The sequence below is a fragment of the Deinococcus sp. genome (genome assembly GCF_018260405.1).
GTDB lineage: Bacteria > Deinococcota > Deinococci > Deinococcales > Deinococcaceae > Deinococcus.
This window is the reverse complement of record NZ_JAGLBG010000002.1, coordinates 256-14,134: the sequence shown is the minus strand read 5'-3', so window position 1 is coordinate 14,134 and position 13,879 is coordinate 256. Positions and strand designations below refer to the sequence as shown.

13 protein-coding genes are annotated in these 13,879 nt (G+C 63.7%); 4 read left to right on the top strand and 9 right to left on the bottom strand.

All coding sequences use genetic code 11. The annotated features are described in order from the left end of the window. Nucleotides 1-7: 7 nt before the first annotated feature. Together QZ269_RS00510 and ilvD are read right to left on the bottom strand one after the other, a co-directional pair. On the bottom strand, nt 8-1,078 hold the full coding sequence (locus tag QZ269_RS00510) for a transposase (protein ID WP_291423148.1): 1,071 nt from the start codon (nt 1,076-1,078) through the stop codon (nt 8-10). 407 nt (nt 1,079-1,485) lie between these two features. Further along, complete coding sequence (gene ilvD, locus QZ269_RS00505) at nt 1,486-3,315, bottom strand: dihydroxy-acid dehydratase (protein ID WP_291423146.1); 1,830 nt, start codon at nt 3,313-3,315, stop codon at nt 1,486-1,488. A 393-nt stretch (nt 3,316-3,708) separates the two neighbouring features. On the opposite strand from ilvD, the gene QZ269_RS00500 reads away from it, so the two are divergent. The 3 genes from QZ269_RS00500 (at nt 3,709) to hpaH (ending at nt 5,856) form a co-directional block, all read left to right on the top strand. Continuing rightward, entirely contained in the window at nt 3,709-4,497 is a 789-nt protein-coding gene (locus tag QZ269_RS00500) for a fumarylacetoacetate hydrolase family protein (protein ID WP_291423144.1), read from the top strand. An 87-nt stretch (nt 4,498-4,584) separates the two neighbouring features. Next, entirely contained in the window at nt 4,585-4,974 is a 390-nt protein-coding gene (locus tag QZ269_RS00495; RefSeq protein WP_291423142.1) for a 5-carboxymethyl-2-hydroxymuconate Delta-isomerase, read from the top strand. 75 nt (nt 4,975-5,049) lie between these two features. After that, complete coding sequence (gene hpaH, locus QZ269_RS00490) at nt 5,050-5,856, top strand: 2-oxo-hept-4-ene-1,7-dioate hydratase (RefSeq protein WP_291423140.1); 807 nt, start codon at nt 5,050-5,052, stop codon at nt 5,854-5,856. On the opposite strand, the gene QZ269_RS00485 is transcribed toward hpaH, so the two are convergent. Next, the gene (locus QZ269_RS00485; protein ID WP_291423138.1) at nt 5,846-6,853 is read right to left on the bottom strand and encodes an LLM class flavin-dependent oxidoreductase; all 1,008 of its coding nucleotides are present in this window, start codon (nt 6,851-6,853) and stop codon (nt 5,846-5,848) included. The genes hpaH and QZ269_RS00485 overlap by 11 nt on opposite strands. A 59-nt stretch (nt 6,854-6,912) precedes the next feature. Between QZ269_RS00485 and hpaI the strand changes: the two genes are divergently transcribed. Then, on the top strand, nt 6,913-7,722 hold the full coding sequence (gene hpaI / locus QZ269_RS00480; protein WP_291423137.1) for a 4-hydroxy-2-oxoheptanedioate aldolase: 810 nt from the start codon (nt 6,913-6,915) through the stop codon (nt 7,720-7,722). A 242-nt stretch (nt 7,723-7,964) separates the two neighbouring features. Here hpaI and thiD read toward each other — a convergent pair whose 3' ends face one another. From thiD to thiC, 6 genes are all read right to left on the bottom strand, one after another. After that, nucleotides 7,965-8,729: a bifunctional hydroxymethylpyrimidine kinase/phosphomethylpyrimidine kinase gene (gene thiD, locus QZ269_RS00475; RefSeq protein WP_291423135.1), complete on the bottom strand. Its 765-nt coding sequence runs from the start codon at nt 8,727-8,729 to the stop codon at nt 7,965-7,967. Next, a complete protein-coding gene (locus tag QZ269_RS00470) occupies nt 8,726-9,706 on the bottom strand; it encodes an FAD-binding oxidoreductase (RefSeq protein ID WP_291423134.1) in 981 nt (326 codons plus the stop codon). The genes thiD and QZ269_RS00470 overlap by 4 nt, the downstream gene beginning before the upstream one ends. Then, the gene (locus QZ269_RS00465) at nt 9,703-10,506 is read right to left on the bottom strand and encodes a thiazole synthase (protein WP_291423133.1); all 804 of its coding nucleotides are present in this window, start codon (nt 10,504-10,506) and stop codon (nt 9,703-9,705) included. Before QZ269_RS00465 ends, QZ269_RS00470 begins: the two co-directional genes overlap by 4 nt. A 75-nt stretch (nt 10,507-10,581) precedes the next feature. Continuing rightward, entirely contained in the window at nt 10,582-10,776 is a 195-nt protein-coding gene (gene thiS / locus QZ269_RS00460) for a sulfur carrier protein ThiS (protein WP_291423131.1), read from the bottom strand. A gap of 213 nt (nt 10,777-10,989) precedes the next feature. Further along, on the bottom strand, nt 10,990-11,649 hold the full coding sequence (gene thiE / locus QZ269_RS00455) for a thiamine phosphate synthase (RefSeq protein WP_291423129.1): 660 nt from the start codon (nt 11,647-11,649) through the stop codon (nt 10,990-10,992). 167 nt (nt 11,650-11,816) lie between these two features. Beyond that, the gene (thiC, locus tag QZ269_RS00450; RefSeq protein ID WP_291423126.1) at nt 11,817-13,637 is read right to left on the bottom strand and encodes a phosphomethylpyrimidine synthase ThiC; all 1,821 of its coding nucleotides are present in this window, start codon (nt 13,635-13,637) and stop codon (nt 11,817-11,819) included. Nucleotides 13,638-13,879 lie beyond the last annotated feature (242 nt).

The following is a 13,879-nucleotide window of genomic DNA, read 5'->3' as shown; positions in this document are numbered from 1 at the left end:
ACAAACTTTATGAGAGCGGGCGTAAAACCACGGTCCAACCGACTTCCAGCAGCGTGATGAGGTTAGAGCATTTCTTCTTCCGTTTTCCCAAAGGTTCTGGATCTGGCCCACCTGGCAGTGCCAGGTGGGTAAACACTTCAAGGCCGCGACTGAGTGCCCAGCGCATGGCCCGTTCCCCAATTTTGAGATAGCTCAGTCCGCGTTGCCAATGCGAATCGACCATCCGCCGTTTGCCTTCGGCAACGATTTGCACGCCCTTGGTGATGAGAAAGAGCGTTGCCAGCGCCACAACCATGACGAGCCTGTTCAGGCTCGCAACATCACGCAGTTTCGAGGATTCCAGCCCATGGAAACCACTTTTATCGTCCAGGAAGCCCTCTTCGATTTGGAAGCGTTCACCGTACTCAGCGAACGTTTCCAGGCTCGTCGGCTCACTGCTCACGACCTGCCACTGCTCCTGAGCGTCTGTCGGTCTAGCGAGCGCCACATGGACTGGGCCAAAAACCTGCCCAGTAATCGCGACGTTGTGGAAACACCGGGTCTCTCTGGGCTGAAGTCGAATTTCGTCCAGTTTGCACAGGCGCTGACCCTTCAGGTCAGCGAGGATCAGGTTCGACTTGATGCGAATGCGGTAATTCCACCCACAGGCCCAAAGCCAATCCATGAGTTCAGTGTCACAAAAACCTCGATCAGCAAGGAGGCGAACGTCACGGATGCCCAACGCATCAAGGATGCCTTTGACTCGGGCGAGCAGAGGAAGAAGTTGCCGGGTCGAAACCTGGGCGCTTTCGTGCTGGATGACTTCCTGATGCAGTGGAAGGGATCGCCCCCTGAAGGTGACGGCGAAGCGAATCAGGCAGAAGTTCCCGAAAAGCATGCTGGTGTCCAGAGCGAGCACCAGACGGTGCTCGCCCCAGTGGCGTAGAGCCTGGAAGACGAGCGGCGCGTAGATCTCAAAAGGATCAATCTTCGGGTTCTCCAGGAACCTGCGGGCCTGAACCTCTCGGCTTTGCGCGATCTGCGCTTTCGAGATTCGACCGCTCACCCATGCAGGGAGAGAGCAGACCTGGCTTTCCAAGCACCCTGCAACGAGCCAGGCACAGGTGTCCGCATTGCGGAGATCGTTCCAAAGGAGGGGACTGAGGAAGGGGCGAACATTCTGGTAGAGTCGGGGAACGTCGCCGAGGAGCAGTTTTATTGTCACTAACAGAAATTGTCCCCTATCGGGGACGATTTCTCATAAAGTTTGTCAGGCCGCCAGACCCGACACCACAGGCCGGGACGACTGAACATGGTCGCCCCGGCTTTCTGATACGGATTGCGCTGAGAGCAGTTCTCCGAAGGATGGGCACGCCGGAACAACACCGCCGCCCCCTTCATTCTACGTCCTACTCTTTCTTTTTCACTTGTTCCACTTGGCCGTTCGTAAGTAGCTGGCGGGTAATGATTGCCTCATCGCCCCGAGCGCAGCTCCACGCCCTACCTTCAGATGTTCCGCACAGCCCCTTTTGCCGCGCTGGTCGCCATCGAAGCGTAGGCCCGCAGCGCCGCCGTGATCTTGCGCGGGCGCTGCTGCGCGGGTTTCCAGCCCAGTTCGTCGCGCTTCTGGCGGCGATCAGCCAGTTCGCTATCCTCCACGGCAAGGTGAATCTTGCGGTTGGGAATGTCGATTTCGATGATGTCACCCGTTTCGACCAGTCCGATCAGGCCGCCCTCCGCCGCTTCCGGCGAAACGTGGCCGATGCACAGCCCCGATGAACCACCCGAGAAGCGCCCGTCGGTAACCAGAGCGCAGGCTTTGCCCAGGCCCTTAGACTTAAGGTAACTTGTCGGGTACAGCATTTCCTGCATACCGGGGCCACCGCGTGGGCCTTCGTAGCGGATCACGACCACTTCGCCTTCCAGCACACTACCATCCAGAATCCCGTCTACGGCGTCGTCCTGGCTCTCGAACACGCGGGCTGGGCCGCTGAATTTCAAGATCGACTCGTCCACGCCCGCCGTCTTGACGATGCAGCCGTCTTCCGAGAGGTTGCCGTACAGCACGGCCAAGCCACCGTCTTGCGAGAAGGCGTTCGCGGCAGTGCGGATCACGCCCTGCTCACGGTTCAGGTCTACCTCGCGGTAGCGGCGCGACTGCGAGAAGGCGAACACGGTAGGAATCCCCCCCGGCGCGGCGCGGTAGAATTCGTGAACCTTTTCGTCTTGGGTGCGGACCACGTCCCACTGATTCAGGGCGTCGCTCATGCTGGGGGCGTGAATCATGTTCACATTGGTCTTGAGCAGCCCGGCGCGGTCGAGTTCGCCTAGAATTGCCATGATGCCCCCAGCGCGGTGTACGTCTTCCATGTGCACGTCGGCCTTGGCGGGAGCAACCTTGCACAGCACCGGCACGTGGCGCGAGAGTTGGTCGATGTCCTTCATCGTGAAGTCCACGCCTGCCTCATGCGCGGCGGCCAGCAGGTGCAGCACGGTGTTGGTACTGCCGCCCATCGAGATGTCTAGGGTCATGGCGTTCTCGAAAGCCTCGTAGGTAGCGATGCTGCGCGGCAGCACACTTTCGTCGTCGCCCTCGTAGTAGCGCTTGGCAAGTTCCACGATCAGGTGCCCGGCGCGTTTGAACAGGTTCTGGCGGTCACTGTGGGTCGCCAGCACCGAGCCATTGCCCGGCAGCGAAAGCCCCAGCGCCTCGGTCAGGCAGTTCATCGAGTTGGCCGTAAACATCCCCGAGCAACTGCCGCAGGTAGGGCAGGCCGAACGCTCGACCAGTTCAATATCTTCGTCACTCACGCTGTCATCGGCGGCCATCACCATCGCGTCTACCAGATCAAGCGCCCGGTCGCCTTCGCTAAGTTTGATCTTGCCTGCCTCCATAGGCCCGCCGGATACGAACACCACCGGAATATTCAGGCGCAGCGCGGCCATCAGCATGCCCGGCGTAATTTTGTCGCAATTGGAGATACACACCATCGCGTCGGCGCAGTGGGCGTTGACCATGTATTCCACACTGTCGGCGATAATTTCGCGGCTGGGCAGCGAGTACAGCATTCCGTCGTGGCCCATGGCGATCCCGTCGTCCACGGCAATCGTATTGAATTCCTTTGCCACGCCCCCCGCCGCCTCGATCTCGCGGGCGACCAGTTGCCCGAGATCCTTGAGGTGGACGTGGCCCGGCACAAACTGCGTGAACGAGTTCACCACGGCGATAATCGGCTTCTGGAAATCGCCGTCCTGCATGCCAGTGGCTCGCCACAGGGCGCGTGCTCCGGCCATGTTGCGGCCTTCGGTGGTGGTTCTGGATCGGTAGGTCGGCATAATGGGGCAGTCTAGCGCCGACACGGGTCGGTGAAGGTTCTGCGGCTCAGGTTAAATCTATACTTCCGTCCCCAGGGCAATCACCAGCAAGCGCGTGACTAGGCGGCGGGTCTGCTCATACTGGGCCGTCCCCCCGCTTCACTGCGCCTAGGCCGTTTGCCTGGTTAACAATCTGCCCAGGCCCCGGCCCACTCCACGCCCGGAACCCGCTTCCCTCCTGCTCGCGTGCTGCGACGACGGTCAGCAGCGGTGACGCAAGCCCGCGCCGGGATGACCCCCACCGACGGTACCGGATGGTAATCTGGGGGAAAGACCTTGCAGCAAGGAGCGGGACCAGGCGCGTACAATCGCCCTGGCTCTATGCCGGGCGTGCAATGTACCCGAGGAGACCACATGAAAACCGCTAATTTTATTGCCGGGGGCCGCACACTCAAAGGCGAACTTCGCCAAGACGGTCTGCTGTACGACGCGGCGGGCGAAGCCCACAAGCCCGCAGACGTGCAGTTTCTGCTGCCGCTCAAGCCCGGCAAGGTCATCGCGCTGGCGCTGAATTACGGCGACCACGTCAAGGAACTGGGCTTCTCGGCCCCGCCCGAGCCAGTGATGTTCCTCAAGCCCAATACCAGTCTGCTGCCGCACGGCGGAACCGTGATTTACCCGCGCGGCGCAAAGTACATGCACTACGAGTGCGAACTGGGAATAGTTATCGGGCGCGACGCCCGCCGCGTTAAGGCCAAAGACGCCGAGGACTACGTCGGCGGCTATACCATCTCCAACGATCTGGTGGTGCGCGATTACGTGTCCAACTACTACCGCCCCCCCATGCGGGCCAAGGGTTGGGACACTTTCGGGCCAATGGGGCCGTATTACGTCACCGCCGACGAGATTGCCGACCCCTACAACCTGGGCATCCGCTCGTATGTCAACGGCGAGTTGAGGCAGGAGGGCAATACGTCGGACATGATCCGGCGCGCCCCCGAACTGATCGAGTTCATGAGCCGTTTCATGACCCTGGAAGCGGGCGACGTGATCCTGACCGGCACCCCCGAAGGCGTGAGCCACGTTCACCCCGGCGACGTGATGCGTATGGAAATTGACGGCCTGGGTGCACTGGAAAACCCGGTGGCGCTGGAAGACGAGAGCGCCGAGCCTCTCATGGCCGATGAGGGGGAGCGGAAATAAGTTGAACGGTCTAGGTGCCGAATCGTCTGACGGCTCAGGCTGTTTGACCGTTTGGCCTTTAGGCGGTTTAACGTTCCGCAGTAACCCATGCCTCACCTCACCCTTGAATACACCGACAACATCGCCGATCCGCGCGTTCCCGAGCTGCTGCAAAAGCTAAACGGTGTGCTGCTGGCCCGCCCTGAACACTTTCCAGTAGGCGGACTCCGCGCCCGTGCCTACCGCCTAGGCGAGTATGCGCTGGCCGATTCGTCTGCGCCGACGGACGCCTTCGTACACCTGTCGCTCAAACTGGCCCAGGGACGCAGCGAGGAAGTCAAGAAAGAAACTGGAGACGCGCTGTTCGCCGTGCTGACCGAGCATTTTGCTGAAGCCTTCGCCGCGCATGGGCTGATGCTCTCTGCCGAAATTGGCGAGTTCAGCGAGGCCGGAACGTGGAAGAAGAACAATATTCACGCGCGGTACCAGGAGGTCTAAGCCTCCAAAGGTCTAAGAATGTTCTTGGACTTCCGGCCCCTTAGACTCTTTGCCCCCCCTCCATCAGGAGAAATCATGCTGACCCCGGAACAGATCACAGACGCCGTTGCCCGCTTACATGCCGCCGAGGAAACCCGCAGCCAGATTGGGCAGCTTTCGCGTCAGTACCCCGGCATCACTACCGAAGATGCCTACGCCGTGCAGGACGCCTGGGTAGCACACAAGCTCGGGCTAGGACGCGAGGTGTACGGTCATAAAATCGGCCTGACCTCGCGGGCCATGCAAAAGAGCAGCAATATCAGTGAACCCGATTACGGTGTGCTGCTCGACGATATGGTCTACCCCGAAGGCTCCGAGATTCCGACCAGCCGCTTTATCGTACCGCGCGTGGAAGTGGAGCTGGCCTTCTTACTGGAAAAACCGCTTCAGGGGCCGAACTGCACCATTTTTGACGTTTTGAATGCCACCGCTTACGTTTTCCCGGCTATTGAAATCATCGACGCCCGTATTCAGCAGGTAGACCCCGAAACGAAGGCCACGCGCAAAGTCTTCGATACCATTAGCGACAACGCCGCCAATGCGGGGATTATTACCGGGGGGCGAACGGTGCGGCCTTTTGACGTTGATCTGCGCTGGATGGGCGCCCTGCTTTACAAAAACGGCGTGATCGAGGAAACCGGTGTGGCGGCGGGCGTGCTGAACCATCCAGCGAACGGCGTAGCGTGGCTGGCGAACAAATATGCCCCGCATGGGCGCAGGCTGGAGGCGGGGCAGGTCATCCTGGCGGGGTCGTTTACGCGGCCCGTCGAGGCTGAACCGGGCGACGTCTTCCACGCCGATTACGGCCCGCTGGGCGGCGTCGCCTTCCGCTTTAGCCGTTAAGCCCCGCCGCCTGCGCCAGCAACTCGTAAGACCGCTGGCGCTTGAGTGGGTCGTGGGTATATGCGGCCACCATCAGTTCATTCGCACCCGTCTGGGCCGCCAGCTCCTGCAAGTCGGCCCAAACTTTTTGCGGCGTGCCGATGCGGGCTTTTTTCAGCAGCTTGGCGGGGTCGTTTTCCGTATCGCTCAGCCACTGCCGCGCGTCTGCCGGGCTAAGCAGGGGGCCGCGCTGCCCGCTCAGAATGCCCAGCGCTAGAGCAGCGGAAGTCAGGGCTAGCTCGTGCGCCTCGTCGTCGGTGTCGGCGCTCAGCGCGTTGACACCCAGAACCGCGTAAGGCTCTGCGAGGGGGCCGGGCCGGAAGTGGCGGTGGTAGGTTTGCACCGCCGTGAGCGGGTTTTCCTGGCTAAAGTGGTAGGCGAAGGCGAAGCCCACGCCCAGTTCGCCTGCCAGCTGCGCCCCGTACAGGCTAGAACCCAGAATCCACAGCGGCGGCAGTGGCACGCCGCGCGGCTCGGCCAGCACGCCTTCAAAGACGGCTCCGGCGGGCCAGTCCAGCTGTGCGGCAAAGGCGCGTAGCTGCGCGATCTGCTGAGGAAAATCATCGGCCATCAGCGCCTCGCGGCTGCGGCGCAGGGCCAGCGCGGTGCGGCCATCGGTGCCTGGTGCCCGCCCCAGACCCAGGTCAATCCGGCCCGGATACAGTGCCTCCAGACTCATGAAATTCTCAGCGACTTTGAGCGGCGAGTGGTTGGGCAACATGACCCCTCCCGAGCCAACACGGATGCGCTGTGTACGCTCGGCGGCCAGCGCGATCAGGATTTCGGTGGCCGCACTGACAAAGGCCACGCTGTTGTGGTGCTCGGCAATCCACAGGCGTTTGTAGCCAGCGCGGTCTACCGTTTCGGCCAGTTTCAGCGTGTGGCGCAGCGCCTCGCCGGGCTGCTGGCCGGAACTCACGGGCGTCAGGTCAAGAACGGAGAGGGCGGGGGTAGTCATGTGCCGAGTATCCGCCTGCCTGGGGCCTGTTGACCGTGACTTCGGACTATTCTGACGCTATGACCGACCCACTGCACAACCCGTTCAAGGCGGCCCTGAGACACAAACAGTCCCAGATTGGCCTGTGGCTGGGTCTGGCCGACTCCTACTGCGCCGAGGTCTGCGCTGGTGCGGGCTTCGACTGGCTGCTGATCGACGGCGAACACGCGCCCAACGATGTTCGGAGCACCCTGGCGATTGTGCAGGCGCTGGCTGCTTATCCCGTCTTTCCTGTTGTGCGCCCGCCCGTCGGTGAGGTGCATCTGGTCAAGCAGTATCTCGATCTGGGCGTGCAAAACCTGCTGATTCCTATGATCGACACGCCCGAGCAGGCCCGGCAGATGGTCGCCGCCACCCGCTACCCACCGCAGGGTGTCCGGGGCGTAGGGAGTGCTCTGGCTCGCGCCTCGCGCTGGAACGCTGTGCCGGACTACCTGCACCGGGCCAACGAAGAAATCTGTCTGCTGGTGCAGGCCGAAACGAAACTGGCCCTCGACAATCTGGATGAAATTCTGGCCGTCGAAGGTGTAGACGGCGTCTTTATTGGCCCCGCCGACCTCAGCGCCAGCCTGGGCCACCTGGGAAATCCGGGGCATTCAGACGTGGTGCAGGCCATCGAAGGAGCCATTTCCAGGATTGTGGCGGCGGGTAAGGCGGCAGGCATTCTCAGCGCCGATGAAAAACTCTCGCGACGGTACCTGGAACTGGGCGCGACCTTCGTGGCAGTGGGCGTGGATACGACGCTGCTGGCACGCGGAGCGCGGGCATTGGCCCAGAGCTTCAAGGCAAGCGGCCAACCCGCGCAAAAGGAACCCTCTGGGCCGTACTGATCGCGGCAAGGTAAGAGGGGTCATGCGACCTGCCGATTGAACTGGGCCACGTTGGATTCAATCCGGGCGCAGGCGAGGAGAAAAAAGACGAGTTTGGCGCTACAGGCGGTGTCTTATTGGGCAAAGCGGCTTCTTGGGCAGAACGGACTCGCTTGAGCAAGCCTGCCCGCTTCTTGGGCAGAACGGCACCCATATGGGGCCTGCCCGCACCCAGACTGGACTAGAATTTAGCGGAATTTGTATTATGGCCCTGACCTGAAGCCCAGAGGCCCCTGTCCAGCGCCCAGCCCCGGCGCACGCCTGAGCGCCGCTTGTAAGTAGGCGTGGGCCTGTGCCACAGCTTGAGGTAAGGCCAGCCCCCGCGCCAAATTCGCGGTGATGGCTGCCGACAGTGTGCAGCCGGTGCCGTGGGTGTGCCGGGTGTGCAGCCGGGGGGCCGACAGCCTTAGCGAGTGCGCGGGCGTGCGAAGTTCGTCTGTTACGGTAGCGTCGCCAGTAGGCAGGTCGCCAGTGGGGGCGTGTCCACCTTTGAGCAGTAGCGGCAACGAGTGGGCGGCACCCGCCTCCCGCAAAACGTCCCATTCGGGCCGGTTGGGGGTGATCAGGGTCGCCAGCGGGAAAAGTTCGTCCAGCAAGGTGCGAACGGCTGCTGCGTCCAGCAGGGCGTCCCCACTTTTGGCGAGCATGACCGGGTCAACAACCAGTGGCAACCCCGCGCCGCGCAGTTCCTCGGCCACCACCTGCACCAGTTCGGGGCGGCCCAGTGCGCCCGTCTTGACAGCGGCAACCGGAAAATCATCTAGCACGGCGCGAATCTGTGCCCGCAGCATCCCCGGCGAGACATACTCCACGCCCCGCACACCCAGGGTGTTCTGCGCGGTAATCAGCGTGATGGCCGAGGTGCCAAACACCCCGTGAGCCTCAAAGGTTTTGAGGTCGGCCTGAATCCCCGCGCCACCGCCGGAATCCGAACCGGCGATAGTAAGGGCCACCGGCGGCGGAGTCATGCTCGGGCCTCTAGTGGTGTTCTTTCTTGTACCAGCCGCAGGATTTCCCGTGCAGTCCAGGGGGCCAGCAGCGCCCCATGTCGCCCGTGGCCGGTAGCGACCAGCACATTTGGCCAGGCGGGGTGCGGCCCGACGATGGGTAAGCCGTCTGCTGTGCCGGGGCGCAGGCCGACCAGGGTTTGCTTCACGGGCGCGGCGTACAGCTCGGGCAGCAGCTGGCCGCGTGCCTGCTCCAGCCAGCGCCGGGCGTGGGCATCAGGCTGGGGGCAAGCGGTTTGCCGCACAGTCGCGCCGACGTACACGCCGTCAGGCCGTGCCAGGGCGTAGGCTTTTGCGCCCTCCCCGCGTCGGCGGTGGCCGAACAGGGCGGGCCGCTCGCTGTGGGCCTCCAGCAAGAGCGCCTGCCCCTGCACCGGAAAGACCGGGAGGCCAAAGCACGCACTGAAAGCCCCGGCTGCCAGGATAGTCAGGGGAAACGGAGCCGATGAAGTCGGTCTGGACGCACTACCTCCCCCTTGCTCTGCAAGGACACTGCCCGGCGAAGGGGAAAGAGTATAAGTCTCGCGCCGCACCTCCAGCCCATGCAGCGCCGCTTGTACCACGCTCGGCGGGTGCACCTGCCCTTCGCCAGGGGTCATCCGGCGGGAGCCGTCCGGCTGCGTCCGTTCCAGTCCCTCGCGGAAATGGACGTTGACACCGCTCTGCGCCTCCAGGTCGCGGGCAAACCCCGGCCACAGGCGCAGGCTTTCACGGGCCTTTTGTGCGAGGCAGCCCGTTAGCCCCTCGCCGTCCGGAGTCAGCATTCCGGCCCCGGCTTTCCAGGCGGCACCGGGAAGATCGGCGTCCCACAGGGTCACGGCGTATCCGGCGCGGCGCAGGGTAAAGGCGATGGTCGCCCCGATGAGGCCCGCGCCGATAATGGTGATGGGAGCTGGATGATGGATGATGGCCGGGCGCCACTGCTTTTGGGTGGTCACGCCGGGATTTCGGGGTCGGGCAGCCGCACCACCCCGGCAACTGGACTGCTGGGGCTGGCGCTCTCGCGTTCGGCCATGCGTCCGGCCAGGTAGCTCAGCCGCCCGGCCTGCACACCCAGCGCAAAAGCGTGGGCCATGGCGGCGGGGTCGCGGGCCTCGGCAATGGCGGTGTTAACCAGCGCGGCGTCCGCGCCGAGTTCCAGAGCTTGTGCCGCGTCACTGGGCACGCCCAGCCCGGCGTCTACCACGACCGGAACCGCCGCGCCGTCCAGCACGGTACGAATCAGCTCGGAGGTGCGCAGGCCCCTGCCGCTGCCGATGGGGCTGGCAAGCGGCATCACGGTAGCGCAACCGACCCGTTCCAGAGCGCGGGCGAGTACGGCGTCGGGCTGAATGTAGGGCAGCACAGTAAAGCCCTCGCCCACCAGGATTTCGGCGGCTTTCAGGGTGCCGATGGGGTCGGGGAGCAGGTATTTGGGATCGGGAATAACTTCCAGTTTCAGCCAGTTCACGCCCGTCGCGGCGCGGGCCAGTTTCGCCACCCGCACAGCTTCCTCGGCGGTGCGGCAGCCAGCTGTGTTCGGCAGCAGCTGATACCGCTCCAAATTCAGCGCGTCTAGCAGGCCGTCGTGACCGGGCGCTTTCAGTTCCACGCGGCGAATGGCGACAGTCACAATTTGTGTGCCGCTGGCTTCCAGTGCGGCCCGCATCACCGTGAAGTCGTGATATTTGCCCGTGCCCAGCATCAGGCGTGAGGTGAAGGTTTTTCCGGCAATGGTCAGGGGGTCGGAGTGGGTCATGGTGTTCCTTTTTGCCGCTGGCGGCTGGCAGAAGGCAGGCAAAGGCTTGAACAGAGGCGCACCGGGCCTTGTGCCCTACCCGCCACCAATCGCCCGCACGATTTCCACCACGTCTTCCTCGGCCAGTTCGCAGTCCGGGGCCTGCCCGCCGGGATAGAAGTCGTCCCCGACAGCGATGGCGACCCGCTCGGGGGCAATGGCCAGCTCGCGCAACAGGGCGTGAAGGGTCAGGCCGGGGGTAAAGGGATGGGGTTGTCCGTTGACCTGCATAGTTCGGCTCCTCTGGGTCGTGGTTGGGAGATGATGGATGATACGGATTCGGGTTCAAAGGTATGTAAAAACCCTTCAACCAGGGCGGACTCGTAGAGCTGCGCCGCAGCGCGGGCAGAAGGGAAGCGGGTTCCGGGCGCGGAGTGGGGCACCCGGTCAGTGCCTGGGCAGGGGTGCCTGGGCGGGTGGTCAACGAAACAGGCGGCCGGGGCCTTAGTCGGCCCGTTGCCTGACCTTTTGTAGCAGCGCATTGGCCGCCGCCGCCACGTCCGGCGCGTCCAGAACGGCCCGTACTACCGCGACGCGCTCGGCCCCGGCGTCCAGCACCTCCTGCACGTTGGTCAGGTCGATGCCGCCGATGGCGTACCAGGGCAGCGCGGGCCGGAGCGCAGCCACAAAGCGCACGTAGTCCAGTCCGGCGGGGGCGCGGCCCGGTTTGGTGGGCGTGGCGTAGACGGGGCCGGTGGCGAAATAGGCGGGGGCTTCGGCCAGGGCGCGTTCGGCATCCTCGGGGCGGTGGGTAGAGCGGCCAAGCCGCAGGCCCGGCGCAATCTGCCGCGCCCAGCCCACCGGCAGGTCGTTCTGGCCCAGGTGAACGCCGTCGGCGCCCGCCGCCAGCGCCACGTCCACGCGGTCGTTGACGAAAAAGGGCACGTTTCTGGCGTGGGCGAGGTCACGCACTCTTTCAGCCAGTGCGATGTAGGGCCGCGCCTCCCCGTACGGCCCCGCATCGCCCTTGCAGCGCAGTTGCAGGGTGTCCACGCCGCCGTCCAGCGCGTCCTGCACCCGCAGCAGAAACTCGGTCTCCGTCTGTCTGAGGCGCGGGGTGGCGACGAGATAGAGGTAGCCAAGGGCGCGGGCAGAGGGGGTCACGCGGGGGCCTCGGCTTTGATTTGGGGGGTGGGGGGAATTAGATTTGGCAGGGTAGCCCCCCTCCCCTTGCCTCTTTCCTCCGAACGGGCTTGCACAGCGGCGAAGCAGAGTGAGCAGGCCCGCCGGGAAGGGGGGGGCACCCCGCAGCCTTATCACCCATTTTCTGCCTAGTCATCCGCCCCCTCCACATAAATCTCGCTGCCCAGCTCCTTGAACTCCCGCGCCTTTTCCTGTAGACCCGCCAGCACGTCGGCGGCGCGGATGTCGTGGCTCAGTTTCATGGAACAAAAATGCGGCCCGCACATCGAGCAAAAGTGTGCGGTCTTGGCGGCGTCGGCGGGCAGCGTCTCGTCGTGAAAGCTCCGGGCCTTTTCGGGATCCAGAGCGAGATTAAACTGGTCTTGCCACCTGAATTCAAAGCGGGCCTTGCTCAGCGCGTTGTCGCGGGCCTGTGCGCCGGGATGCCCCTTAGCGAGATCGGCGGCGTGCGCGGCAATCTTGTAGGTCATCACGCCGTCGCGCACGTCCTGCTTGTCGGGCAGGCCCAGGTGTTCCTTGGGGGTCACGTAACACAGCATGGCGGTGCCGTACCAGGCGATTTGCGCCGCCCCGATGGCCGACGTGATGTGGTCATACCCCGGCGCGATGTCGGTGGTCAGCGGCCCCAGCGTGTAGAACGGGGCCTCGGCGCACACGTCTAACTGCCGGGTCATGTTCTCGCGGATAAGTTGCATGGGCACGTGTCCGGGGCCTTCAATCATCGTCTGCACGCCGTGTTCCCAGGCCACCCGCGTGAGTTCGCCCAGCGTGTCCAGCTCGGCAAACTGCGCGGCGTCGTTGGCATCCTGAATGCTGCCGGGGCGCAGGCCGTCGCCCAGGCTAAAGGTCACGTCGTAGGCGGCCATGATTTCGCAAATTTCGCTGAAGCGGGTGTACAGAAAATTTTCCTGATGATGCGCCAGGCACCACTTCGCCAGGATGCTGCCGCCACGCGACACGATTCCGGTGCGGCGGCGGGCCGTCAGCGGAATGTGCGCGAGCCGCACCCCCGCGTGAATAGTGAAGTAGTCTACGCCCTGCTCGGCCTGTTCAATCAGGGTGTCGCGGTAGACCTCCCAGGTCAGTTCCTCGGCCTTGCCGTCCACCTTTTCCAGCGCCTGGTAAATTGGCACCGTTCCAATCGGCACCGGGCTGCCCCGCACAATCCACTCGCGGGTCTGGTGAATGTGCCTGCCGGTAGACAGGTCCATCACCGTATCGGCCCCCCAGCGCGTGGCCCAGACCATCTTCTCCACCTCTTCTTCAATGCTGGAGGTCACGATGGACGTTCCGAGGTTGGCATTGATTTTCACCCGGAAGTTACGCCCGATGATGGTCGGTTCCAGTTCGGGGTGGTTGATATTCGCCGGAATAACCGCCCGGCCCCGCGCGACCTCGTCCCGCACAAATTCGGGAGTGTAGACGTGCGGCAGACTCGCGCCGAACGACTCGCCGGGGTGCTGTAGGAGGTCATTGTCCCCACCTTCCAACCGTGCCGCCTGGCGCAGGTTTTCTCGCACGGCCACGAATTCCATTTCGGGCGTGATCTCGCCGCGTCGCGCCGCTTGCATCTGGGTGATGTGCCGCCCCGCTCTGGCCCGCCGCGGGGTCAGCACGTTGGGATAGGGCAGCGGCCCGTCCATGTCAGCCAGCGCCGAGAAACGCGGCGTCGGCTCAGTGTTGTCGGCCCGCGCCAGCCAGGGCCGGGCGTGTGGCAGTCCCCGCTGCAAATCAATCTGCGCGGCGGGGTCGGTGTAGGGGCCACTGGTATCGGGCACCAGCAGGTCGGGATTGGGCAGGGTGCGGGTCACGCCGCCGAACGCCTCCAAAGTGGGCGAAAGTTTAATGGCCCGCACTGGCACGCGGATTTCGGGGAAACGCTCGCCTGTCAGGTAACGCTTTTCGGAACCGGGAAAAGGCTCGGTACTGAGGCGGGAGTGGTCAATCATGGAAACTCCTTTAACGCTCTGCTAGGCGGGGCAATCTTGTAGAGCGGCCCGGCATTGGGGCCTCTGAACCAGGGGCAGTCAGACCAGGGCCAGGCAGATCTGGGGCAGGCAGACCAACGTCGCTCAAATTCAGCGCACTAAAAAGCCATCAGCGCGTCTGTCAGAGGCGTGCGGGCACAAGGGTCAAACTCTGTTTTAGGTCAGGCGCGGCAGAGGGGGCCTAGAGCTTCTAACAGCCATCA